The 22,118-nt window shown below is 55.8% G+C and carries 25 protein-coding genes and 1 tRNA gene; 16 read left to right on the plus strand and 10 right to left on the minus strand.

Going from position 1 to position 22,118, the window contains the following annotated elements:
- Positions 1-52 precede the first annotated feature (52 nt).
- On the minus strand, positions 53-1,030 hold the full coding sequence (epmA, locus tag E0L20_RS12495; RefSeq protein ID WP_131634208.1) for an elongation factor P--(R)-beta-lysine ligase: 978 nt from the start codon (positions 1,028-1,030) through the stop codon (positions 53-55).
- A 310-nt stretch (positions 1,031-1,340) separates the two neighbouring features.
- On the opposite strand from epmA, the gene frdA reads away from it, so the two are divergent.
- The 4 genes from frdA to frdD are packed head-to-tail and all read left to right on the plus strand — an operon-like array spanning position 1,341 to position 4,634.
- Positions 1,341-3,131 carry a fumarate reductase (quinol) flavoprotein subunit gene (frdA, locus tag E0L20_RS12500; protein WP_131634209.1) on the plus strand — a complete coding sequence of 597 codons (1,791 nt, stop codon included), beginning with the start codon at positions 1,341-1,343 and terminating at the stop codon, positions 3,129-3,131.
- Positions 3,124-3,858 (plus strand): succinate dehydrogenase/fumarate reductase iron-sulfur subunit, encoded by a 735-nt coding sequence (locus tag E0L20_RS12505; protein ID WP_131634210.1) that lies wholly within the window; start codon positions 3,124-3,126, stop codon positions 3,856-3,858. Before frdA ends, E0L20_RS12505 begins: the two co-directional genes overlap by 8 nt.
- A gap of 10 nt (positions 3,859-3,868) precedes the next feature.
- Complete coding sequence (frdC, locus tag E0L20_RS12510; protein WP_131634238.1) at positions 3,869-4,264, plus strand: fumarate reductase subunit FrdC; 396 nt, start codon at positions 3,869-3,871, stop codon at positions 4,262-4,264.
- Between the two features lie 10 nt (positions 4,265-4,274).
- Complete coding sequence (frdD, locus tag E0L20_RS12515) at positions 4,275-4,634, plus strand: fumarate reductase subunit FrdD (protein WP_131634211.1); 360 nt, start codon at positions 4,275-4,277, stop codon at positions 4,632-4,634.
- Positions 4,635-4,663: 29 nt separating this feature from the next.
- On the opposite strand, the gene ampR is transcribed toward frdD, so the two are convergent.
- Positions 4,664-5,539, minus strand: coding sequence for a LysR family transcriptional regulator AmpR (ampR, locus tag E0L20_RS12520; protein ID WP_131634212.1), 876 nt, complete (start codon positions 5,537-5,539; stop codon positions 4,664-4,666).
- A 132-nt stretch (positions 5,540-5,671) separates the two neighbouring features.
- Here ampR and blaACT point away from each other — a divergent pair, with 132 nt between their 5' ends.
- Together blaACT and E0L20_RS12530 are read left to right on the plus strand one after the other, a co-directional pair.
- Positions 5,672-6,814 carry an ACT family cephalosporin-hydrolyzing class C beta-lactamase gene (blaACT, locus tag E0L20_RS12525; protein WP_131634239.1) on the plus strand — a complete coding sequence of 381 codons (1,143 nt, stop codon included), beginning with the start codon at positions 5,672-5,674 and terminating at the stop codon, positions 6,812-6,814.
- Positions 6,815-6,973: 159 nt separating this feature from the next.
- A complete protein-coding gene (locus tag E0L20_RS12530; protein ID WP_131634213.1) occupies positions 6,974-7,504 on the plus strand; it encodes a lipocalin family protein in 531 nt (176 codons plus the stop codon).
- On the opposite strand, the gene sugE is transcribed toward E0L20_RS12530, so the two are convergent.
- Complete coding sequence (sugE, locus tag E0L20_RS12535; RefSeq protein ID WP_131634214.1) at positions 7,501-7,818, minus strand: quaternary ammonium compound efflux SMR transporter SugE; 318 nt, start codon at positions 7,816-7,818, stop codon at positions 7,501-7,503. The two genes, E0L20_RS12530 and sugE, sit on opposite strands and share 4 nt — an antisense overlap.
- Positions 7,819-8,078: 260 nt before the next feature.
- On the opposite strand from sugE, the gene E0L20_RS12540 reads away from it, so the two are divergent.
- On the plus strand, positions 8,079-8,678 hold the full coding sequence (locus E0L20_RS12540) for a helix-turn-helix transcriptional regulator (protein WP_131634215.1): 600 nt from the start codon (positions 8,079-8,081) through the stop codon (positions 8,676-8,678).
- Between the two features lie 40 nt (positions 8,679-8,718).
- Here the strand turns inward: E0L20_RS12540 and ecnB are convergent, their stop codons facing one another.
- From ecnB to efp, 3 genes are all read right to left on the minus strand, one after another.
- The gene (gene ecnB, locus E0L20_RS12545; protein ID WP_006178941.1) at positions 8,719-8,865 is read right to left on the minus strand and encodes a lipoprotein toxin entericidin B; all 147 of its coding nucleotides are present in this window, start codon (positions 8,863-8,865) and stop codon (positions 8,719-8,721) included.
- 108 nt (positions 8,866-8,973) lie between these two features.
- The gene (locus E0L20_RS12550; RefSeq protein WP_131634216.1) at positions 8,974-9,105 is read right to left on the minus strand and encodes an entericidin A/B family lipoprotein; all 132 of its coding nucleotides are present in this window, start codon (positions 9,103-9,105) and stop codon (positions 8,974-8,976) included.
- A gap of 58 nt (positions 9,106-9,163) precedes the next feature.
- A complete protein-coding gene (gene efp / locus E0L20_RS12555) occupies positions 9,164-9,730 on the minus strand; it encodes an elongation factor P (protein ID WP_010427766.1) in 567 nt (188 codons plus the stop codon).
- Positions 9,731-9,770: 40 nt separating this feature from the next.
- Here efp and epmB point away from each other — a divergent pair, with 40 nt between their 5' ends.
- A complete protein-coding gene (epmB, locus tag E0L20_RS12560) occupies positions 9,771-10,799 on the plus strand; it encodes an EF-P beta-lysylation protein EpmB (protein ID WP_131634217.1) in 1,029 nt (342 codons plus the stop codon).
- Positions 10,800-10,846: 47 nt separating this feature from the next.
- On the opposite strand, the gene E0L20_RS12565 is transcribed toward epmB, so the two are convergent.
- From E0L20_RS12565 to E0L20_RS12575, 3 genes are all read right to left on the minus strand, one after another.
- On the minus strand, positions 10,847-11,200 hold the full coding sequence (locus tag E0L20_RS12565; protein WP_010427771.1) for a DUF4156 domain-containing protein: 354 nt from the start codon (positions 11,198-11,200) through the stop codon (positions 10,847-10,849).
- Positions 11,201-11,334: 134 nt separating this feature from the next.
- A complete protein-coding gene (groL, locus tag E0L20_RS12570; protein WP_131634218.1) occupies positions 11,335-12,978 on the minus strand; it encodes a chaperonin GroEL in 1,644 nt (547 codons plus the stop codon).
- Positions 12,979-13,017: 39 nt separating this feature from the next.
- Positions 13,018-13,311, minus strand: coding sequence for a co-chaperone GroES (locus E0L20_RS12575; protein ID WP_003855929.1), 294 nt, complete (start codon positions 13,309-13,311; stop codon positions 13,018-13,020).
- Positions 13,312-13,489: 178 nt separating this feature from the next.
- Between E0L20_RS12575 and yjeH the strand changes: the two genes are divergently transcribed.
- Complete coding sequence (gene yjeH, locus E0L20_RS12580; protein WP_131634219.1) at positions 13,490-14,737, plus strand: L-methionine/branched-chain amino acid transporter; 1,248 nt, start codon at positions 13,490-13,492, stop codon at positions 14,735-14,737.
- A 23-nt stretch (positions 14,738-14,760) separates the two neighbouring features.
- Here the strand turns inward: yjeH and E0L20_RS12585 are convergent, their stop codons facing one another.
- Positions 14,761-15,225: an FxsA family protein gene (locus tag E0L20_RS12585; RefSeq protein WP_207389446.1), complete on the minus strand. Its 465-nt coding sequence runs from the start codon at positions 15,223-15,225 to the stop codon at positions 14,761-14,763.
- 335 nt (positions 15,226-15,560) lie between these two features.
- Here E0L20_RS12585 and aspA point away from each other — a divergent pair, with 335 nt between their 5' ends.
- From aspA to E0L20_RS12620, 7 genes are all read left to right on the plus strand, one after another.
- Entirely contained in the window at positions 15,561-16,997 is a 1,437-nt protein-coding gene (gene aspA, locus E0L20_RS12590; protein ID WP_131634221.1) for an aspartate ammonia-lyase, read from the plus strand.
- A 117-nt stretch (positions 16,998-17,114) separates the two neighbouring features.
- Entirely contained in the window at positions 17,115-18,416 is a 1,302-nt protein-coding gene (locus E0L20_RS12595) for an anaerobic C4-dicarboxylate transporter (protein ID WP_032662382.1), read from the plus strand.
- Between the two features lie 113 nt (positions 18,417-18,529).
- The gene (cutA, locus tag E0L20_RS12600) at positions 18,530-18,853 is read left to right on the plus strand and encodes a divalent cation tolerance protein CutA (RefSeq protein WP_131634222.1); all 324 of its coding nucleotides are present in this window, start codon (positions 18,530-18,532) and stop codon (positions 18,851-18,853) included.
- Positions 18,829-20,538, plus strand: coding sequence for a protein-disulfide reductase DsbD (locus E0L20_RS12605; protein ID WP_131634223.1), 1,710 nt, complete (start codon positions 18,829-18,831; stop codon positions 20,536-20,538). Before cutA ends, E0L20_RS12605 begins: the two co-directional genes overlap by 25 nt.
- Before the next feature lie 49 nt (positions 20,539-20,587).
- The gene (locus E0L20_RS12610; RefSeq protein ID WP_131634224.1) at positions 20,588-21,163 is read left to right on the plus strand and encodes a transcriptional regulator; all 576 of its coding nucleotides are present in this window, start codon (positions 20,588-20,590) and stop codon (positions 21,161-21,163) included.
- 117 nt (positions 21,164-21,280) lie between these two features.
- Positions 21,281-21,356, plus strand: a tRNA-Phe gene (locus E0L20_RS12615).
- 111 nt (positions 21,357-21,467) lie between these two features.
- On the plus strand, positions 21,468-22,073 hold the full coding sequence (locus E0L20_RS12620; protein ID WP_131634225.1) for a DUF2238 domain-containing protein: 606 nt from the start codon (positions 21,468-21,470) through the stop codon (positions 22,071-22,073).
- Positions 22,074-22,118: the final 45 nt, after the last annotated feature.

The raw sequence follows: 22,118 nt of genomic DNA on the forward strand, positions 1-22,118 counted from the left end.
TTAATTGACAGGAATGGCAGGCCGGGTAAGCGCAGCGCCACCCGGCCTTTTTTTAGGCGCGATCGACCGTAAAGGCTATCACGTCGCCAAGCTGCTCGGCATTCAGCGCCAGCATCACCAGACGATCTACGCCCAGCGCCACGCCGGAGCAGTCCGGCAGGCCGGCTTTTAAGGCTTCCAGCAGGTTGGTATCGATCGGCTGCTGGGGCAGGCCGCGGGCATTACGCTTGCGGTTATCCTGCTCAAAACGCTGCTGCTGTTCGCGCGCGTCGGTCAGCTCGTGGAAGCCGTTCGCCAGCTCGATGCCTTTGTAATAGACCTCAAAACGCTCTGCGACACGATGATCTTCGGTACTGATCTGCGCCAGTGACGCCTGGCTTGCCGGGAAGTGATAGACAAACGTCGGACGATCCTTGCCAATCTGCGGTTCCACGCCAAAGGTAAACAGCAGCTGCAGCAGCGTATCGCGGTCCTCTTCGGTATCCGCCACGTTGCTCAGATCGAGCTTTGCCGCCACGTCACGCAGCTGGGCTTTGTCCGCCGACAGCGGGTCGATTTCCAGATGACGCTGGAAAGCCTGCTGATAAGAGAGTGTTTCCGCTTCTGAGCAGTCCAGCACCTGCTGCAGCAGATCGTCCACCTCGTTCATCAGGCGGTACATATCGTAATGCGGACGATACCACTCCAGCATGGTGAATTCCGGGTTGTGGTGACGGCCCATCTCTTCATTACGGAAGCTGCGGCACAACTGGTACACCGGGCCACAGCCCGCCGCCAGCAGGCGCTTCATGTGGTATTCCGGGCTGGTCATCAGATACAAATTCATACCCTGAGAATGGCCAGGGCCAACAAAACGGGTTTCAAACGGGACCAGATGAATATCCGTTACCGTTGCCTGACTCATGCACGGGGTTTCCACCTCCAGGACGCCGCGATCGGCAAAAAAGCGGCGAATTTCCGCCATGATTGCCGCGCGTTTTAGCAGGTTAGGGATGGATGCGCTCGGCTGCCAGGTGGCCGTTTCGCTCATGAGTTTTTCTCCGATTTCAGACAAGGGCACGAAGTCTACTCGTTAGCAGTGGCGGAGACAAATTTTGCGCAGTAAAAGCCCCATATTCATCATGACGAAAAATAACGTGACGGAATTCATCAATCACGATGATAAATCAGCGCACAGAACAGCAAAAAAATCGAACACGTCAAATTTCCCCGACATCCATACGGTTATACTCTTTTACCCATAAAGGAGCAGTGGAAACGCTTTCGCAATCGTCCGTTCGGGCAGCTGAACTACCTTTAGTTCTACGCGTTGCGGAAAAACAAAAATCTGGAGGAATGTCGTGCAAACTTTTCAAGCCGATCTTGCCGTTATAGGCGCTGGCGGAGCTGGATTACGTGCTGCGATTGCTGCAGCACAGGCTAATCCGAACGCTAAAATCGCACTGATTTCAAAAGTCTATCCGATGCGCAGCCACACGGTTGCTGCAGAAGGAGGGTCCGCCGCCGTTGCGCAGGATCATGACAGCTTCGAATACCATTTTCACGACACGGTTGCAGGGGGCGACTGGCTTTGCGAACAGGATGTCGTTGACTACTTCGTGCATCATTGCCCAACGGAAATGACCCAGCTTGAACAGTGGGGATGTCCGTGGAGCCGCCGTCCGGACGGCAGCGTCAACGTTCGCCGCTTCGGCGGAATGAAGATTGAACGCACCTGGTTCGCCGCCGATAAGACTGGCTTCCACATGCTGCACACGCTGTTCCAGACCTCCCTTCAGTTCCCACAAATTCAACGCTTTGACGAGCACTTCGTGCTCGACATTCTGGTCGACGACGGTGAGGCGCGCGGCCTGGTGGCGATGAACATGATGGAAGGCACGCTTGTCCAGATCCGCGCGAAAGCCGTGGTGATGGCAACCGGCGGCGCGGGCCGCGTGTACCGCTACAACACCAACGGCGGCATCGTTACCGGTGACGGCATGGGCATGGCGCTGAGCCACGGCGTGCCGCTGCGCGATATGGAGTTCGTGCAGTATCACCCAACCGGCCTGCCGGGCTCCGGCATTCTGATGACGGAAGGCTGCCGCGGTGAAGGCGGTATTCTGGTTAACAAAAACGGCTACCGCTATCTGCAGGATTACGGCATGGGCCCGGAAACCCCGCTCGGCGAGCCGAAGAACAAATACATGGAGCTCGGCCCGCGCGACAAAGTGTCCCAGGCCTTCTGGCACGAGTGGCGCAAGGGCAACACCATCTCCACGCCCCGCGGGGATGTGGTTCACCTCGACCTGCGCCACCTCGGCGAGAAAAAACTGCTGGAGCGTCTGCCGTTCATCTGCGAGCTGGCGAAAGCCTACGTGGGCGTCGATCCGGTGAAAGAGCCGATTCCGGTACGTCCAACCGCGCACTACACCATGGGCGGTATCGAAACCGACCAGCAGTGTGAAACCCGCATCAAAGGTCTGTTCGCCGTGGGTGAATGTTCTTCCGTAGGCCTGCACGGCGCGAACCGTCTGGGCTCTAACTCGCTGGCTGAGCTGGTCGTCTTTGGCCGTATGGCGGGCGAACGCGCGATGGAGCGTGCCGCAACGGCGGGCGAAGCCAACGGTGCCGCGCTGGATGCGCAGGTCGCAGACGTTGAAAAACGCCTGAAGGACCTGGTGAATCAGGAAGGCAACGAAAACTGGTCGAAGATCCGCGACGAGATGGGTCTGTCGATGGAGGAAGGCTGCGGTATCTACCGTACGCCGGAGCTGATGCAGAAAACCGTCGACAAGCTGGCGGAGCTGCAGGAGCGCTTCAAGCGCGTGCGTATCACCGATACCTCCAGCGTATTCAACACCGACCTGCTCTACACCATCGAGCTGGGCCACGGCCTGAACGTCGCGGAATGTATGACGCACTCTGCGCTGGCGCGTAAAGAGTCGCGTGGAGCCCACCAGCGTCTGGACGAAGGCTGTACCGAACGTGACGACGTCAATTTCCTGAAACACACCCTCGCCTGGCGCGATGCGGATGGCACAACCCGTCTGGACTACAGCGACGTGAAAATCACCACGCTGCCACCGGCGAAACGCGTGTACGGTGCAGAAGCAGAAGCCGCCGAGAAGAAGGAGAAGGCGAATGGCTGAGATGCAAAAGATGAAAGTCGAAGTGGTGCGCTACAACCCGGAAGTGGACGCCGCACCGCACAGCGCTTTCTATGAAGTGCCTTATGACGAGCAAACCTCCCTGCTGGATGCGCTCGGCTACATTAAAGATAACCTGGCGCCAGACCTGAGCTACCGCTGGTCCTGCCGCATGGCGATCTGCGGCTCCTGCGGCATGATGGTCAACAAGGTGCCCAAGCTGGCGTGTAAAACCTTCCTGCGTGAGTACACGAAAGGCATCAAGGTTGAAGCGTTGGGGAACTTCCCGATTGAGCGCGATCTGGTGGTCGACATGACCCACTTTATCGAAAGTCTCGAAGCCATTAAGCCGTACATCATTGGCAACTCGCGTACGCCGGACCAGGGTCCAAACACCCAGACGCCTGCGCAGATGGCGAAGTATCATCAGTTTTCCGGCTGCATCAACTGCGGCCTGTGCTACGCCGCGTGTCCGCAGTTTGGCCTGAACAAGGAGTTCATCGGCCCGGCCGCCATTACCCTGGCGCACCGCTATAACGAAGACAGCCGAGACCACGGTAAAAAAGAACGCATGGCGCAGCTTAACAGCCAGAACGGCGTCTGGAGCTGTACTTTCGTGGGCTATTGCTCCGAAGTCTGTCCGAAGCACGTCGACCCGGCTGCCGCCATTCAGCAGGGTAAAGTGGAAAGCTCGAAAGACTTTCTTATCGCGACCCTGAAACCACGCTAAGGAGTGCATGATGACGACTAAACGCAAGGCCTATGTGCGGCCAATGCCGTCCACCTGGTGGAAGAAGCTGCCGTTTTATCGCTTCTATATGCTGCGTGAAGGCACGGCGGTTCCGGCTGTATGGTTCAGCCTTGAGCTGATGTATGGGGTTTTCGCCCTCAAACACGGTCCGGAAACCTGGGCCAGCTTTGTCGGTTTCCTGCAAAATCCGATCATCGTTGTGCTGAACCTGATCGTGCTCGCGGCCGCGCTGCTTCATACCAAAACCTGGTTTGAGCTGGCGCCAAAAGCGGCGAACATCATCGTTAAAGGCGAGAAAATGGGGCCAGAGCCAGTCATTAAAGGGCTTTGGGCGGTGACGGCAGTGGTCACTGTGGTCATTCTGTTTGTCGCACTGTTCTGGTAAGGAGACTACTGTGATCAATCCAAATCCAAAACGCTCTGACGAGCCGGTTTTCTGGGGCCTGTTCGGCGCAGGCGGCATGTGGAGCGCCATCATCGCACCAGTGATTATTCTGCTGGTGGGGATTATGCTGCCGCTGGGGCTGTTCCCGGGCGATGCGCTGGGCTACGAGCGCGTGCTGGCGTTCGCGAGCAGCTTTATCGGCCGCGTGTTCATCTTCCTGATGATCGTCCTGCCGCTGTGGCTGGGCCTGCACCGTATTCACCATGCGATGCACGATCTAAAAATCCACGTTCCGAACGGTAAGTGGGTGTTTTACGGTCTGGCAACCATCCTGACCGTCGTGACGCTGATTGCGGTGGTCACTATCTGACGCATCTGGCCCGCCACCCGGCGGGCCTTTTATTTCTGCATTTTCCCCACCAACCACTGCGCAAACTCGCGCATTGCCGGCGTTTCTGCCCGTGACTGTAGCCTTGTCAGCCAGTAGCTGCCGAGGTCAATCTGCGTAGCAAACGGCTGCACGATGCGCTCGCTGTTCAACAGATGCGTAAACATATCGACAGGGGCGATAGCAATTCCCACGCCCGCCTGAGCAGCCTCAAGCATGGTGACGGACGAATCAAATACCATCACCCGGTGCGTTGGCGACGGCGGATGCTCACCCGCCGCCTGCATCCACGCGGTCCACTCGTCGCGTCGATAGGATCGCAGCAGCGTAAACTTCAGGATATCGGCAGAGGCGTGTAGCCTCGCGGCTATTTCCGGCGTGCACAGGGGCGCCAGCGGCGCAGGGCAAAGAAACTGCGCCTCGGTGCCATGCCACGCGCCACCGCCGTAGCGAATGGTGTAATCCAGCCCTTCGGCAGCCGGATCGACGCGGTTGTTATGGGTAGAAAGCTGAAGATCGATATGCGGGTAGCAGCGGCGAAAATCATCCAGCAGGGAGAATAAAATCCCCGTGGCAAACGTCCCCACGACGCCGACCTTCAGCTTCTCCTGGGCCCGATGGCTGGCAAAGCGATCCAGCATACCGGCAATACGATCGAACGAATCATTCAGCACCGGCAGCAGGTTCTCGCCTTCGGTGGTCAACATAAGCCCGCGCGAAACGCGCACGAACAGCCGACAGTTCAGGTGCTGCTCCAGGGCCTTAACGTGCTGGCTGATAGCGGAATGGGTCACGTTCAGCTCAATCGCCGCATGCGTAAAGCTGAGATGCCTTGCGGCTGCTTCAAAAGCACGAAGCGAATTTAGGGGTATATAGCTGCGCGTCATAGGCCCGTCCGTTAGAAAAATTAACAGCTACTGCTAAATTTAACCGTTTGTCAGAGACAGTCAAATCCCACAGACTACGCTCGTCTGATGGGCCCGGAGACTCCCTTTACCTGCTATTACGGAAGATAAATGATGATGAATAAATCCCTTTGTTGCGCCCTGCTGCTGGGCGCTTCGTACTCCTGTTTTGCCGCGCCGATGTCAGAAAAACAGCTGGCTGACGTGGTAGAAAAAAGCATTACTCCCCTGATGAAAGCGCAGTCCATTCCAGGCATGGCGGTTGCCGTGATTTATAAGGGCCAGCCGCACTATTTCACCTTCGGTAAAGCCGACGTTGCCGCCGGGAAACCCGTCACGCCGCAGACCCTGTTCGAACTGGGTTCTATCAGTAAAACGTTCACCGGCGTGTTGGGCGGCGATGCCATTGCCCGCGGCGAGATTTCGCTGGCCGATCCGGCCACCCAATACTGGCCCGAACTTACGGGGAAGCAGTGGCAAGGCATTCGCCTGCTTGATCTGGCGACCTATACCGCGGGCGGCCTGCCGCTTCAGGTGCCGGATGACGTCACTGATAACGCATCGCTGCTGCGTTTTTACCAGACATGGCAGCCAAAGTGGAAGCCGGGCACTACGCGACTGTATGCGAACGCCAGCATCGGCCTGTTTGGCGCGCTGGCGGTGAAGCCTTCCGGCATGACGTTTGAGCAGGCAATGACGGAGCGAGTCTTTACGCCGCTGAAGCTGACGCATACCTGGATTAACGTGCCGAAGGCGGAAGAAAAGCACTACGCGTGGGGATACCGTGACGGTAAAGCGGTACACGTTTCGCCAGGCGCGCTGGATGCCGAAGCCTACGGGGTGAAAACTAACGTGCAGGATATGGCCAGCTGGGTGATGGCAAACATGTCGCCTGAGAAAGCTGCTGGCGCCTCGCTTAAGCAAGGCATCGCGCTGGCGCAAACGCGCTACTGGCGCGTAGGTGCAATGTATCAGGGGCTGGGCTGGGAGATGCTCAACTGGCCGGTTGACGCCAAAACGGTTATCGATGGCAGCGACAATAAGGTGGCGCTGGCACCGCTGCCTGCGAGAGAAATTACCCCTCCGGCGCCGCCGGTCAACGCATCATGGGTGCACAAAACGGGTTCAACAGGCGGGTTTGGCGGCTACGTGGCCTTTATTCCGGAGAAGCAGATTGGCATCGTGATGCTGGCGAACAAGAGCTATCCGAACCCGGCGCGGGTTGAGGCGGCGTACCGTATTTTGAGCGCTCTGTAGTAAACATTGCCGGGTGGCGGCTTCGCCTTACCCGGCTACGACACCCTCGCGTTATGCAGGCCGGGTAAGCGCAGCGCCACCCGGCGAAACACAGCGCACGTAATCCACATTTTCCTTGCCGTCATCTACACTTAACAAAAAACCAGTAAGGAAACACCTATGCGCATTCTGCCTGTTATCGCCGCAGTGACAGCCGCGTTTTTAGTGGTTGCCTGCAGTTCCCCTACCCCGCCTCCCGGCGTCACCGTCGTTACACCTTTCGATGCTCAACGCTTTCTTGGAACCTGGTATGAAATCGCCCGTATGGATCATCGATTCGAGCGGGGGTTAGAAAAAGTCACAGCAAACTACAGCGCAATGGATGACGGCGGAATTCAGATCGTTAATCGAGGCTACAACCCGGACCGGGCAATGTGGCAACAGTCGGTCGGCAAAGCATATTTTACCGGCGATACCAACCGGGCCGCGCTAAAAGTCTCCTTCATTGGGCCATTCTACGGTGGGTATAACGTCATCGCGCTCGACAGAGAGTATCGTCACGCGTTAATTTGCGGGCCGGATCGCGACTACCTGTGGATACTCGCCCGTACACCGACCATTTCACCCGAGATGAAACAGCAGATGCTGGACGTTGCGACCCGGCAAGGGTTTGATGTGTCGAAATTAATCTGGGTGGAACAGCCGCATTAATGCGTGCTGAGCTTCAGCCCAATAATCCCGGCCACAATCAGCGCGAGGCTGGCGATACGCGCCAGGCTCGCAGATTCACCTAAAAGCAGAATGCCGGTAATGGCCGTGCCTACCGCACCAATTCCCGTCCAGACGGCATACGCCGTGCCAACAGGCAACGTACGCATCGCCCATGACAGCATAACAATACTCACAATCATTGCCGTAACGGTAATGACGCTGGGCGTCAGGCGGGTAAAGCCGTGGGTGTACTTCAGACCAATTGCCCATACGACTTCGAGCAAACCGGCAATAAACAGAACGATCCAGGACATGTCAGGCTCCTTAACTTAAATAAAAGTTGGGGCCGTCCCCGATGAAGGAAGCGCTTGCGGGTCGTCCCGCAAGGCAGATTGCGCCTCATATTTTGGTTAGCGCGGGATTTTTTTTCAATCACTTTATGCTGAATGTGTTAAGGCAAGAAATAGCCTCAGTATGGCGCGTAGTTCAGGCATTTATCACTCATCCGACTTCTCTATGATGATGTGCTTTCTGATGGCAGGAAGCCAAACCACTAGCCGACTGCGAATCCATTATGTTCAAAATTCTCTTGATTGACCGATGTCACTTCACCCGTACGGGGTTTGAAGCGTGGCTCAATCATTCCGGTTTGTTCCCGGGGCACTTTGTCGTGACTGCCCTGAATAATCTCATCCTTGCCAGAGAGCATATTCTGCAATGGCAACCGACGCTGGTTATCGCTGACCTGCACGGGTTCCGGCAGGATATTCACCACTTACAGCAGCTCACTACCCTGATGAATGCCAGCGAAAGATTGCCCTTTATTTTACTGCAATCGGGTAATGAAAATGAGCTAGCAGTCTATCTTGAGCAGTTCCCGATCTGGTCCTCAATGCAGAAAAATGTCGATCTGGAAGCGCTGGCGACGGCAATCAACGATGCATTAACTTCCCGCGCGAGCGTAGAGATCCCGGACGTAGCGGCCCCGCTTCTGACCCGTCAGGAGGAGAAAGTATTGACGCTCTGGATGGATGGCGCAAGCAATAAGAAAATTGCCCATTACCTGTGTATTAACGGAAAAACGGTATATACCTACAAACGAAATATCCGCATGAAACTTCATATGGATACACGTTTCTCGCCGTTTTTATCCCTGCAGGACGCGGAGAGTTGACGGTACGGTAACGTTCACGCGCCGTACCGTCGATGCATCATTAGTTCTGAGCTTTTGTCGCTGCACCGGAAATCGCGCTACCACCGTCGGAGATATCTTCCCCTACGCCACGGGTGGTATTACAGGCAGTCAGTACTGAAGAGAGCACCAGAACAGAAAAGATCGCTGCAATTGTTTTCTTAACCATAATATCTTCCTTTTATAGCCAAAGTTGTTTTGTGTATAGCTACTTAAGAATAGACAAGATCCCGACGTTTGAAGGAAAAGGAAGGATTTTTAGGAAAATTAGACGGTTTTAGCTGGCCGCGTGGGAAATGATATGGCCGAGATCCTGGATATCTTCACCGACGCCACGCGCGGTGTTACACCCGGAAAGGAACGCGCTGGAGAGCGCTAACAGAAGCAGAATTTTAACGGTACGTTTCATCATCCCTGCCTGCAAAAAACAGGCGCAGCAGGCGCTGCGCCTTGAATCACGACGTAAATTACTTCACGCGGGATACGTATTCGCCAGAGCGGGTATCCACTTTAATCACTTCGCCAGTCTGTACGAACAGTGGAACCTTAACCACTGCACCGGTAGACAGCTTGGCTGGCTTACCGCCAGTACCTGCGGTGTCACCCTTCAGGCCTGGATCGGTTTCAACGATTTCCAGCTCTACGAAGTTTGGTGGGGTCACAGCGATAGGCTGGCCGTTCCACAGGGTTACGATGCACTCAGCCTGATCCAGCAGCCATTTCGCGCTGTCGCCTACTGCTTTCTCGTCAGCGGAGAGCTGTTCGAAAGTAGAGTTGTTCATGAAGTGATAGAACTCACCGTCGTTGTACAGGTAAGTCAGGTTCATATCGACAACATCTGCGCCTTCAGCGGAGTCAGTAGACTTGAAGGTTTTTTCTACACGGGTGCCGGTCAGCAGGCGGCGCAGCTTAACGCGTGCGAATGCCTGGCCTTTACCTGGTTTAACGAATTCGCTGGCTTCAACCGCATACGGTTCGCCGTCCATCATGATTTTAAGACCAGCACGAAAATCGTTGCTATAGTACGTTGCCATAAGGCCCTCTAAATTTGTTAACTGGTAGCTAAGCCACAAAATGGCGCATATTGTAACCCTAAACACCCCGTCCAGAGAAGATTGGTTATCGCAACTTGCCGATGTAATCACCAGTCCTGATGAATTGCTGCGTCTGTTAGACCTCGAACAGCACCCGGAGTTGCTTGCAGGCCGCGAGGCAAAGCGGCTTTTTGCCCTGCGCGTTCCCCGTGCGTTTGTCGCGCGGATGGAAAAAGGCAACCCTGACGATCCGTTATTAAAACAAACGCTTACCTCGCAAGATGAGTTTGTGACCGCGCCGGGCTACAGCACCGATCCGCTGGAAGAGCAGAACAGCGTTGTGCCAGGGTTGCTGCATAAATACCTCAATCGGGCCCTGCTGCTGGTAAAAGGCGGCTGCGCGGTAAATTGCCGATATTGCTTCCGTCGCCACTTCCCGTATGCCGACAATCAGGGCAATAAGCGCAACTGGCAGGTCGCACTGGACTATATCGCCGCCCATTCCGAGCTGGATGAGATTATTTTTTCCGGCGGTGACCCGCTAATGGCGAAAGACCACGAGCTGGACTGGCTGCTGACCCAGCTTGAAGCCATTCCCCACATCAAGCGTCTGCGCATTCACAGCCGTTTACCGATCGTTATTCCGGCGCGGATCACCGAGGGGCTGGCGTCGCGCCTGGAGCAGTCTCGCTTGCAGGTGCTGCTGGTGAACCATATCAACCACGCAAACGAAATTGACGATGCGTTTCGCGCGGGGATGTCGCGTCTGCGTAAGGCTGGCGTGACGCTGCTGAACCAGAGCGTGCTGCTGCGCGGCGTAAATGATAATGCCCGCGTGCTGGCGGATCTGAGCAATGCGTTGTTTGATGCGGGGGTAATGCCTTACTACCTGCACGTGCTGGATCGCGTTCAGGGCGCAGCGCATTTCATGGTGACGGATGAAGAAGCCCGGCAGATTATGCGCGAACTGTTAACGCTGGTGTCAGGCTATATGGTGCCGAAGCTGGCGCGTGAAATTGGCGGGGAGCCGAGCAAGACGCCGCTGGATCTGCAGCTGCGGCAGAACTAGTTTCCCCTCACCCTAACCCTCTCCCACAGGGAGAGGGAAAAAGGCAATCAGTTCGGGCACTTGTAGACCTGGCCGTTCATCTGGCTGGCGGTCGGCACGAAGCTGGACAGCATACCCTGCGTTGGGCTGCTCACGCCGTAGATTACGTTGCCACCCATTGCGGCGGCCTGGTTACGCAGCGCATTCGCCGCGCCGCGCATAGAGCCGCCCTCTTCACCGTGCTGGCCCGACATCCAGTTGCTTTGCTCACCGGTTGCGGTGCCTAGCAGCTGGCATTCGCTGCCTGGCTTATCTTCAACAAAGCGAACGCCCTGGCCCGCTGCCGACAGTTCATTGCTGGAGCTACAACCCGCCAGCAGCAACGCTGCCCCTACGATCCCTGCACAGACTTTTACGCGCATGTTATTCCTCGGTATCAATAAGCTGGACAGTAGTTGTCCGTGTGTAGACCTTATACCTAAAAGATGACCAAAAGAAAAACCCCCGAGCATTTCTGCCCGGGGGTTTTCTTATTTCTAAGACGTAAAGCGCACGATTACATCATGCCGCCCATACCGCCCATGCCGCCCATACCTGCAGCACCTAAGTCAGGCGCGTCGCCTTTAGGCAGGTCGGTCACCATGCACTCGGTGGTGATCATCAGGCCAGCTACAGACGCCGCGTACTGCAGAGCAGAACGGGTGACTTTAGTTGGGTCCAGGATACCGAAGTCGATCATGTTGCCGTATTCTTCAGTTGCAGCGTTGTAACCGTAGTTACCTTCACCCGCTTTCACGTTGTTGGTCACAACAGATGGCTCTTCGCCGGCGTTGGACACGATCTGACGCAGTGGCGCTTCCATCGCGCGCAGCGCAACTTTGATACCCACGTTCTGATCTTCGTTCTGAGCGGTCAGGCTAGCCAGCTTAGCGGCAACGCGCACCAGCGCAACGCCACCACCAGCCACCACGCCTTCTTCAACCGCAGCACGGGTCGCGTGCAGGGCATCGTCAACGCGTGCTTTTTTCTCTTTCATTTCAACTTCGGTCGCAGCACCGACTTTGATTACCGCAACGCCGCCTGCCAGTTTCGCGACGCGCTCCTGCAGTTTTTCACGGTCGTAATCGGAAGTTGCTTCTTCGATCTGCTTACGGATCTGACCTACGCGGCCCTGAATAGCGGCTTCTTCACCCACGCCATCGATGATGGTGGTGGTGTCTTTGTTGATCACAACGCGTTTCGCCTGGCCCAGGTCTTCCAGGGTCGCTTTTTCCAGCTCCATACCGATCTCTTCAGAGATTACGGTACCGCCGGTCAGAGTCGCGATATCCTGCAGCATCGCTTTACGGCGATCGCCGAAGCCAGGTGCTTTAACCGCAGCCACTTTCACGATGCCGCGCATGGTGTTAACCACCAGAGTTGCCAGCGCTTCGCCTTCAACGTCTTCAGCGATGATAACCAGCGGCTTGCCTGCTTTCGCAACGGCTTCCAGCACTGGCAGCATTTCGCGGATGTTGGAGATTTTCTTGTCAGCCAGCAGGATGAACGGGCTTTCCAGCTCAACAGCGCCAGTCTCTGGCTTGTTGATGAAGTACGGGGACAGGTAGCCGCGGTCGAACTGCATACCTTCTACCACGTCCAGTTCGTCTTCCAGACCGGTACCGTCTTCAACGGTGATCACGCCTTCTTTACCGACTTTATCCATCGCTTCAGCGATCAGTTTACCTACGGTTTCGTCGGAGTTAGCGGAGATAGTACCTACCTGAGCAATGGCTTTGGAGTCAGAGCACGGTACGGACAGGGCTTTCAGTTCTTCAACGGCGGATGCGACAGCTTTGTCGATACCACGTTTCAGATCCATCGGGTTCATGCCAGCAGCAACGGCTTTCAGGCCTTCAGTGATGATAGCCTGCGCCAGTACGGTCGCGGTGGTGGTACCGTCGCCTGCAGCGTCGTTCGCTTTAGAGGCCACTTCTTTCACCATCTGCGCGCCCATGTTTTCGAACTTGTCTTCCAGCTCGATTTCACGTGCTACAGAAACACCATCTTTGGTGATGGTTGGTGCGCCGAAGGATTTGTCCAGCACAACGTTACGGCCTTTCGGGCCCAGGGTCACTTTAACTGCGTCTGCCAGTACGTTTACGCCGCGGAGCATTTTCACACGAGCGTCGTTACCGAATTTTACGTCTTTAGCTGCCATGTTCTTAGTTCCTCAAATTCGTACAGTTTCGTGCGTAAATTACGCTTCAACAATTGCCAGAATGTCGCTCTCGGACATGATCAACACTTCTTCATTGTCGATCTTCTCGGATTTCACGCCGTAGCCATCGTTGAAAATTACGATGTCACCAACTTTAACGTCCAGCGGCTGCACAGTTCCGTTTTCCAGGATGCGGCCCTTACCGACAGCGATGATTTCGCCACGCGTTGATTTTGCTGCTGCAGAACCGGTCAGAACGATGCCGCCAGCAGATTTGGTTTCAACTTCTTTACGTTTGACGATCACACGATCATGTAACGGACGAATACTCATTGATAGCTCTCCTTTGAGAAAGTCATTATCAGTTATGGATGACGCCGGTCCGCACGCGGTTTTCCGACTAGTGCCCTGAGAGATGGGGATAGCTTTTTACCCCTTCAAGGGGGAATCGAAAAAAAATTTGCGAAAGTGTTACCATCGCCTCTCTTTTGATGGTCGCAGGACGATGTAAATGAGTGGACTCAAACAGGAGCTGGGGCTGGCGCAGGGCGTTGGTTTACTCTCCACCTCCTTGTTAGGGACGGGCGTATTTGCCGTTCCCGCACTGGCGGCGCTGGTGGCAGGCGATAACAGCCTGTGGGCGTGGCCGGTCTTGATTGTGCTGGTTTTCCCGGTGGCCATCGTCTTCGCCATCCTTGGGCGACATTTCCCCAGCGCCGGCGGCGTCGCGCACTTTGTCGGCATGGCATTTGGCCCGCGGCTGGAGCGCGTCACCGGCTGGCTGTTTCTCTCCGTGATCCCGGTTGGCCTGCCTGCGGCGTTGCATATCGCCACCGGGTTTGGCCAGGCGCTGTTTGGCTGGCATAACGAGCAGCTGCTGCTGGCCGAGTTGGGTACGCTGGCGATTGTCTGGTGGGTGGGGTCGCGCGGGGCCAGCTCCAGCGCCAACCTGCAGACGCTGGTTGCCGTATTGATTGTCGCGCTCATTGCCGCCATCTGGTGGGCAGGCGATATTACCGTCGCGGAAATTCCCTTCCCGGCGGTGGCAGAAGTTGACCATTCACAGCTTTTCGCCGCGCTTTCGGTGATGTTCTGGTGCTTTGTCGGACTGGAAGCCTTCGCCCATCTGGCGTCAGAGTTTAAGCAGCCCGAGCGCGATTTCCCACGAGCGCTGATAATTGGCTTGCTGCTGGCCGGTACGGTCTATTGGGCCTGTACCGTGATGGTGCTTCATTTCAACGCGTTTGGCGCAGATAAAGCCGCTGCCGCATCGCTGCCGGGCATCGTGGTTGAGCTATTTGGCGTAAAAGCGCTGTGGGTCGCCTGCGTCATCGGCTATCTGGCCTGCTTCGCCAGCCTGAATATCTATATTCAGAGCTTTGCGCGTCTGGTGTGGTCCCAGGCGCTGTATAAGCCCGAGAGCCGCCTTGCTCGCCTGTCTAAACGTCAGCTTCCGCTGAATGCGCTAAATGCCGTGCTGGGCTGCTGCGTGCTGAGCACGCTGTGTATTTACGGGCTGAATATCAATCTGGATGCGCTGATCGTCTACGCCAACGGCATTTTCATCATGATTTATCTGCTGTGTATGCTGGCAGGCTGCCGTCTGCTGAAAGGACGCTATAAAGCGCTGGCTGCCGTCGGGGGCGTGCTTTGCCTGCTGCTGCTGGCGATGGTGGGATGGAAGAGCGTGTACGCCATTGTCATGCTGGCGGGGCTGTGGGTATTTTTACCGAAGCGGCAAAATCCGCAGGCCCGGTAGCGAAGCGCCACCGGGCAACAAAATCAACGATCGTCCTTGTGGTCTAAACGGTCGCGCTGATCGTCCTTACGCTGATATTCACCTTCAAAGGTATCTCCCGGGCCGGTACTGAACCCGCCGCCCGGCATACGGTTAAAACGCAGATGCGGCAGCAGCTTCATGGTCAGGTGCTTCTGCACCGGCGGCAACAGCAGCAACAGGCCGAGGAAGTCGGTGAAAAAGCCCGGCAGAATCAGCAGCAGGCCAGCAATAATCAGCGATACGCTTTTGATCATCTCGGCTGCCGGGCTTTCGCCTGCGGCCATCTTCTGCTGCATTAACAGGAAGTTTTTGAAACCCTGATTACGCACCAGCGACATGCCGATGACGGAGGTGAAGATCACCAGGACCAGCGTCAGCAGGACGCCCAGCACGTGGGCAACCTGGATGAAAATCGAGATTTCGATGTAAACATAGAGAAAGAAAGCAATAAACGGTATCCAGCGCACTGGCATCTCCTGTATGGCAGGTGCCGTCTGGCCCCTGTCTGAATGTGTTCGCGTCACGCGTCTGTAAGAGATGGAGACGGTTAGCCAAAATTCAATCGGTTTGCACGGATATTTTTTCTGGAAATATTAAAGCGGTGACTCATTTCACAGATTAATAATTATCATGAAATCGGGTCGATAATAAGTGATCCAGCTTACGGCAATTCGCTATCATCAGCATATGATCTCGAACATCTGGCCGATTGAGGGAATAATCGTCGGTCAGAAAATATTCAAAACCACATATATACTGTGTGTTTAGTACAATCCATCGGCAGCTTGAAAAGAAGGTTCACATGTTAAACAACATTCGTATCGAAGAAGATTTGTTGGGTACCAGGGAAGTTCCAGCGGATGCCTACTACGGTATTCACACTCTGAGAGCGATTGAAAACTTCTACATCAGCAACAGCAAAATCAGCGACATCCCTGAGTTTGTGCGTGGCATGGTGATGGTGAAGAAAGCGGCAGCACTAGCGAATAAAGAGCTGCAAACCATTCCAAAAAGCGCTGCAAATGCGATTATCGCCGCGTGTGATGAAGTGCTGAACAACGGCAAGTGCATGGATCAGTTCCCGGTTGACGTCTATCAGGGCGGCGCGGGTACCTCCGTCAACATGAATACCAACGAAGTGCTGGCAAACATCGGCCTGGAGCTGATGGGCCACCAGAAAGGTGAATACCAGTATCTCAACCCGAACGACCACGTGAATAAATGTCAGTCTACCAACGACGCCTACCCAACCGGCTTCCGCATTGCGGTCTACGCCTCCGTGGTGAAACTGGTCGACGCAATTAACCAGCTGGGCGATGGCTTCCAGCGCAAGGCGGTAGAATTCCAGGACATCCTGAAGATGGGCCGCACCCAGCTGCAGGACGCGGTGCCGATGACCCTCGGTCAGGAGTTCCACGCGTTTAACGTGCTGCTGAACGAAGAAACCAAAAACATGCTGCGCACCTCCGAGCTGCTGCTGGAAGTGAACCTGGGCGCTACCGCCATCGGTACACGTCTGAACACGCCGGACGGCTATCAGCAGCTGGCGGTACAGAAGCTGGCGGAAGTGTCTAATCTGCCGGTAGTACCAGCAGAAGACCTGATTGAAGCCACCTCCGACTGCGGCGCTTACGTCATGGTGCACAGCGCCCTGAAGCGTCTGGCGGTTAAGCTGTCCAAAATCTGTAACGACCTGCGCCTGCTCTCCTCCGGCCCGCGCGCTGGCCTGAATGAAATCAACCTGCCCGAGCTGCAGGCCGGTTCATCCATCATGCCGGCCAAGGTGAACCCGGTGGTGCCAGAAGTGGTGAACCAGGTTTGCTTCAAAGTTATTGGCAACGACAGCACCGTGACAATGGCCTCTGAAGCCGGTCAGCTCCAACTGAACGTCATGGAGCCGGTCATTGGCCAGGCCATGTTTGAATCCATCCACATCCTGACCAACGCCTGCTACAACCTGCTGGAGAAATGCATCAACGGCATCACCGCGAATAAAGAAGTGTGTGAAGGCTATGTGTATAACTCCATCGGGATCGTCACCTACCTCAACCCGTTCATCGGCCACCACAACGGCGACATCGTCGGGAAGATTTGTGCCGAAACCGGTAAGAGCGTGCGCGAGGTAGTTCTTGAGCGAGGATTGTTGACCGAAGCCGAGCTGGACGATATCTTCTCGGCCCAGAACCTGATGCATCCGGCTTATAAAGCGAAACGTTATACCGATGAAAGCGAACAATAACAGTTCAGGCTAAGCTTCCGAAAGGCACGTCACTTGTGACGTGCCTTTTTTCTTTTTAAGCATTACCAATTACACAACAATTTAATATCAACTTGTTAATAAACAAGGAAGGCACTTATGTTTGGAGCAGAACTCGTCATCGTCTTGTTGGCGATTTATTTGGGCGCACGACTCGGGGGGATCGGCATCGGTTTTGCCGGCGGTCTCGGGGTGCTTGTTCTTACCCTTATCTTTCAGATTAAGCCCGGCGCAATCCCTTTTGACGTAATCGAAATCATCATGGCGGTTATCGCTGCTATCGCGGCCATGCAGGTGGCGGGCGGTATGGACTACCTGGTGAGCCTGGCGGAGCGTATGCTGCGCCGCCATCCCAAATATATAACCTTCCTTGCCCCGCTGGTGACCTGGTTTATGACCATTCTCGCCGGGACGGGCCACACGGCGTTCTCCACCCTGCCGGTCATCACCGAAGTGGCAAAAGAGCAGGGCATTCGCCCGTCTCGCCCGCTTTCTATCGCGGTGGTAGCATCCCAGATTGCGATCACTGCTTCGCCAATCTCCGCCGCCGTGGTCTTCTTCGCCGGTATCCTTGAGCCGATGGGCGTGAGCTACCTGACGCTGCTGGCGATCTGTATTCCGGTGACGCTGATTGCCGTGATGATCACCGCCGTGCTGTGTAACTTCCTCGGCGCGGAGCTGAAGGACGATCCGGTTTACCAGGAACGCCTGGCGAAAGGTGAAGTGAAGCTGCGCGGCAGCCAGGTCTTTGAGCTGAAGCCGCACGCCAAACGCTCCGTGCTGCTGTTCCTGATCGGTATTGTCGCGGTCATGTTCTACGCCACCGCCATCAGCGACACCGTAGGCCTGATCCAGAACCCGGTCCTGCCGCGTAACGAAGCGATCGTGGTGTTCATGCTGACCATCGCCACGCTGATTAGCATCACCTGTAAAATCGACACCAGCGAAGTGTTGAACGCCAGCACGTTTAAATCCGGCATGAGCGCCTGCGTGTGCGTGCTGGGCGTGGCGTGGCTCGGCGATACCTTCGTGAAAGCACACATCAGCGACATCCAGACCGTTGCGGGCGACCTGCTGCATAACTATCCGTGGCTGCTGGCCGTGGTACTGTTCTTTGCCGCCACCCTGCTCTACTCCCAGGCAGCGACAACTAAAGCACTGATGCCTGCTGCACTGATGCTGGGCGTTACCCCGCTGACGGCGATTGCCTCTTTTGCGGCGGTTTCTGCCCTGTTCGTTCTACCAACCTACCCGACGCTGCTGGCGGCGGTGGAGATGGATGACACCGGCTCAACGCGTATTGGTAAGTACGTGTTTAACCACGCGTTCCTGATCCCGGGCGTGGTGGCGATTTCGCTTTGCGTCATTCTCGGCTTTATCATCGGCGGCGTTGTGCTGTAAACCGTTAGCCGTTGTAAAAATAGTTAAAATCGGGCCGCTCTGCGGCCCGTTTCATTAATGACCAATCGCCTTGCGTGATATAGTGAAGACTTTCGCGATGAGGAGGTCGACTTGTGAACACGCCAGATGCCGTTGTCGTACTGTGTACCGCCCCTGATGAAGCCTCTGCCCAGGATCTCGCCGCCAAAGTGCTGGCCGAAAAACTGACTGCCTGCGTCACACTTCTGCCCGGCGCGACGTCCCTCTATTACTGGGAAGGCAAGCTGGAGCAGGAGTATGAAGTCCAGATGCTGCTCAAAACCAATCTGGCGAATCAGCAGGCGCTGCTCGACTGCCTCAAATCTCATCATCCTTACCAAACCCCGGAACTGCTGGTGCTGCCAGTGGTCCACGGCGATAACGATTATCTCTCATGGCTCAACGCTTCCTTACGCTGATCCTGCTGCTGTGCAGCACGTCAGCTTTTGCCGGGTTATTTGACGCGCCCGGCCGTTCAAACTTTATTCCTGCCGACCAGGCGTTCGTTTTCGACTTTCAGCAAAACCAGCACGACCTTAGCCTCACCTGGCAGGTGAAAGAGGGCTATTACCTCTACCGCAAACAGGTCAGCATCACGCCCGCTAAGGCTAACGTCGGCGCACTGCAGATGCCCGCGGGCGAGTGGCATGAGGACGAGTTTTACGGCAAGAGTGAAATCTACCGCCAGCGCCTGAGCGTGCCCGTTACGGTGAACCAGGCGGATAAAGGCGCAACGCTGACGGTGACCTATCAGGGCTGTGCCGACGCGGGATTCTGCTATCCGCCTGAAACGAAGATCGTTCCGCTTACTGAAGTTAAAGCGGCTGCCTCCCCTCTCCCCTCAGGGGAGAGGGCCAGGGTGAGGGGTGAAGGCGAAGCCGAAGCTGCTTCCGATCTGCCGTTCTCAGCGCTCTGGGCCTTGCTGATTGGTATCGGCATCGCCTTTACGCCGTGCGTGCTGCCCATGTACCCGCTCATTTCGGGCATTGTGCTGGGTGGCAAACAGCGTCTTTCCACCGCCCGCGCGCTGCTGCTGTCCTTCATCTACGTGCAGGGCATGGCGCTTACCTATACGGCGCTCGGCCTCGTGGTAGCCGCAGCCGGACTGCAGTTCCAGGCAGCCCTCCAGCACCCTTACGTGCTCATTGGCCTGTCAGTCGTGTTTATCCTGCTGGCGCTGTCGATGTTTGGCCTGTTCACGCTGCAGCTGCCTTCCTCACTGCAAACGCGCCTGGCGCTGATGAGCAATCGCCAGCAGGGCGGCTCCGCAGGCGGCGTGTTCGCGATGGGTGCCATAGCCGGGCTGATTTGCTCACCCTGCACTACCGCGCCGCTGAGCGCTATCCTGCTGTATATCGCCCAGAGCGGTAACATGTGGCTTGGCGGCGGTACGCTGTACCTCTACGCGCTGGGGATGGGCCTGCCGCTGATTCTGGTGACGGTGTTTGGTAACCGCCTGCTGCCGAAAGGCGGCCCGTGGATGGAGACGGTGAAAACCGCGTTTGGTTTCGTCATCCTGGCGCTGCCGGTGTTCCTGCTCGAGCGTATCATCGGTGACGTCTGGGGCCTTCGTCTTTGGGCGATGCTCGGCGTCGCATTCTTTGCCTGGGCATTCATCGTCAGCCTGGGAGCGAGAAAAGCGTGGATGCGTGTGGTGCAAATTATCCTGCTGGCTGCCGCGCTGGTGAGCGCTCGCCCGCTTCAGGACTGGGCGTTCGGTTCGCCAGCAGTCCAGACGCAGGCGCACCTGAACTTCACGCCGATTAAAAACGTGGATGAACTCAATAGCGCGCTGGCGCAGGCGAAAGGCAAACCGGTGATGCTCGATCTCTATGCCGACTGGTGCGTGGCCTGTAAAGAATTTGAAAAATACACCTTTAGCGATCCGCGTGTGCAAAGCGCGTTAAAAGGGACAGTTCTGCTGCAGGCGAACGTTACCGCTAACAGCGCGCAGGATAAGGCTCTGCTGAAACAACTTAACGTGCTTGGACTGCCGACCATCCTGTTCTTCAATGAACGGGGCGAGGAGCAGCCATCGCAGCGCGTAACCGGGTTTATGGATGCAGCGACATTCAGCGCACATTTGCGCGATCGCCAACCGTAAACAACACTTTAAACGGGACAAACCGTTGGGAATAGCGGAGGAGAAAACCGTGCAACGCGAAGACGTACTGGGACAAGCCCTGCAATTGCTTGAGATTCAAGGGATCGCCAGCACCACGCTTGAGATGGTAGCCGACCGTATCGATTACCCTCTCGACGAGCTGATGCGCTTCTGGCCCGATAAAGAAGCATTACTTTACGATGCTCTGCGCTATCTCAGCCAACAGGTTGACGTCTGGCGCAGGCAGTTGATGTTGAATGAGGAACTGACTGCGGAGCAGAAGTTACTGGCGCGTTATAGCGCCCTGACCGAATGCGTGAGCAACAACCGCTATCCGGGCTGTTTGTTTATCGCCGCCTGCACATACTTCCCCGATCCGGGCCATCCTATCCACCAGTTGGCGGATCAGCAAAAACGGGCGGCGCATGACTTCACCCACGAGCTGCTGACCACGCTGGAAGTGGATGATCCCGCAATGGTTGCTAAACAAATGGAGCTGGTGCTGGAAGGTTGCCTGAGTCGCATGCTGGTAAATCGTAGCCAGGCCGACGTAGATACAGCGCACCACCTGGCGGAAGATATTCTGCGCTTTGCGCAATGCCGTATGGGTGGAGCATTGACGTAAGCCAGTATCCCGCTTGGACGCAGAAACCGACAGATTGCCGCAAAGTTAAGCAGTTGAACAGCTTTTCCCGAAATAAGGTTGACGATCATGCGCGATTGCGGTTTAATGCGCTCCGTTGCCCGGATAGCTCAGTCGGTAGAGCAGGGGATTGAAAATCCCCGTGTCCTTGGTTCGATTCCGAGTCCGGGCACCACTATTTAGAGAACCCAGCCTATGGCTGGGTTTTTGCTTTTCTGCATTTGCTTGATATTGAATTTTCTGCTTTTACGGTCAATAGTTGTCATTTTCCGCATAAGAAAACGACATGACCACATCTGCTTTAAAAGGCGGGGCGCTGCTTCTGCTGATTATCCTGATTTATACTGGCCTGTTTACGGGCGATCGCGTCACCTGGTTGATGGAGGTGACGCCCGTTATTATCATCGTACCGCTCCTCCTGGCTACTCACAGACGTTATCCGCTTACTCCCCTCCTTTATACCCTGATTTTCTTTCACGCCATTATTCTTATGGTCGGCGGAATGTACACCTATGCAAAAGTGCCGATTGGTTTTGACGTTCAGGAGATGTTCGGGCTGAGCCGAAACCCGTATGACAAGCTCGGTCACTTCTTCCAGGGGCTGGTTCCTGCACTGGCTGCGCGCGAAATTTTGCTGCGCGGAGGATATGTTCGCGGTCATAAGATGACGAGTTTTCTGGTGTGCTGCGTTGCGTTGGCCATTAGCGCGACGTACGAGCTCATTGAATGGTGGGCCGCCGTGGCGATGGGACAAGGTGCGGATGATTTTCTGGGAACTCAGGGCGATCCATGGGATACCCAATCTGATATGTTCTGCGCGCTGCTGGGGGCCTTAACTACCGTGCTGATCCTTGGGCGTTTCCATCAGCGGCAATTGCTTCGTCTGAGATAAGCAAAAGCAAAAAACCCCGCACCTTTCGGTACGGGGTTCTTCTAA

The organism is Enterobacter wuhouensis (assembly GCF_004331265.1).
Lineage (GTDB): Bacteria > Pseudomonadota > Gammaproteobacteria > Enterobacterales > Enterobacteriaceae > Enterobacter > Enterobacter wuhouensis.

What these genes read in the sequence shown, in the direction of transcription:
- ampR (WP_131634212.1), bottom strand. Translation starts at nt 5,539, where the DNA reads ATGACGCGCAGCTATATACCCCTAAATTCGCTTCGTGCTTTTGAAGCA.
- E0L20_RS12550 (WP_131634216.1), bottom strand. Translation starts at nt 9,105, where the DNA reads ATGAAACGTACCGTTAAAATTCTGCTTCTGTTAGCGCTCTCCAGCGCG.
- E0L20_RS12540 (WP_131634215.1), top strand. Translation starts at nt 8,079, where the DNA reads ATGTTCAAAATTCTCTTGATTGACCGATGTCACTTCACCCGTACGGGG.
- frdC (WP_131634238.1), top strand. Translation starts at nt 3,869, where the DNA reads ATGACGACTAAACGCAAGGCCTATGTGCGGCCAATGCCGTCCACCTGG.
- ecnB (WP_006178941.1), bottom strand. Translation starts at nt 8,865, where the DNA reads ATGGTTAAGAAAACAATTGCAGCGATCTTTTCTGTTCTGGTGCTCTCT.
- aspA (WP_131634221.1), top strand. Translation starts at nt 15,561, where the DNA reads ATGTTAAACAACATTCGTATCGAAGAAGATTTGTTGGGTACCAGGGAA.
- epmA (WP_131634208.1), bottom strand. Translation starts at nt 1,030, where the DNA reads ATGAGCGAAACGGCCACCTGGCAGCCGAGCGCATCCATCCCTAACCTG.
- E0L20_RS12605 (WP_131634223.1), top strand. Translation starts at nt 18,829, where the DNA reads ATGGCTCAACGCTTCCTTACGCTGATCCTGCTGCTGTGCAGCACGTCA.
- yjeH (WP_131634219.1), top strand. Translation starts at nt 13,490, where the DNA reads ATGAGTGGACTCAAACAGGAGCTGGGGCTGGCGCAGGGCGTTGGTTTA.
- sugE (WP_131634214.1), bottom strand. Translation starts at nt 7,818, where the DNA reads ATGTCCTGGATCGTTCTGTTTATTGCCGGTTTGCTCGAAGTCGTATGG.
- E0L20_RS12620 (WP_131634225.1), top strand. Translation starts at nt 21,468, where the DNA reads ATGACCACATCTGCTTTAAAAGGCGGGGCGCTGCTTCTGCTGATTATC.
- efp (WP_010427766.1), bottom strand. Translation starts at nt 9,730, where the DNA reads ATGGCAACGTACTATAGCAACGATTTTCGTGCTGGTCTTAAAATCATG.
- E0L20_RS12565 (WP_010427771.1), bottom strand. Translation starts at nt 11,200, where the DNA reads ATGCGCGTAAAAGTCTGTGCAGGGATCGTAGGGGCAGCGTTGCTGCTG.
- E0L20_RS12530 (WP_131634213.1), top strand. Translation starts at nt 6,974, where the DNA reads ATGCGCATTCTGCCTGTTATCGCCGCAGTGACAGCCGCGTTTTTAGTG.
- E0L20_RS12575 (WP_003855929.1), bottom strand. Translation starts at nt 13,311, where the DNA reads ATGAGTATTCGTCCGTTACATGATCGTGTGATCGTCAAACGTAAAGAA.
- blaACT (WP_131634239.1), top strand. Translation starts at nt 5,672, where the DNA reads ATGATGAATAAATCCCTTTGTTGCGCCCTGCTGCTGGGCGCTTCGTAC.
- epmB (WP_131634217.1), top strand. Translation starts at nt 9,771, where the DNA reads ATGGCGCATATTGTAACCCTAAACACCCCGTCCAGAGAAGATTGGTTA.
- E0L20_RS12595 (WP_032662382.1), top strand. Translation starts at nt 17,115, where the DNA reads ATGTTTGGAGCAGAACTCGTCATCGTCTTGTTGGCGATTTATTTGGGC.
- E0L20_RS12505 (WP_131634210.1), top strand. Translation starts at nt 3,124, where the DNA reads ATGGCTGAGATGCAAAAGATGAAAGTCGAAGTGGTGCGCTACAACCCG.
- groL (WP_131634218.1), bottom strand. Translation starts at nt 12,978, where the DNA reads ATGGCAGCTAAAGACGTAAAATTCGGTAACGACGCTCGTGTGAAAATG.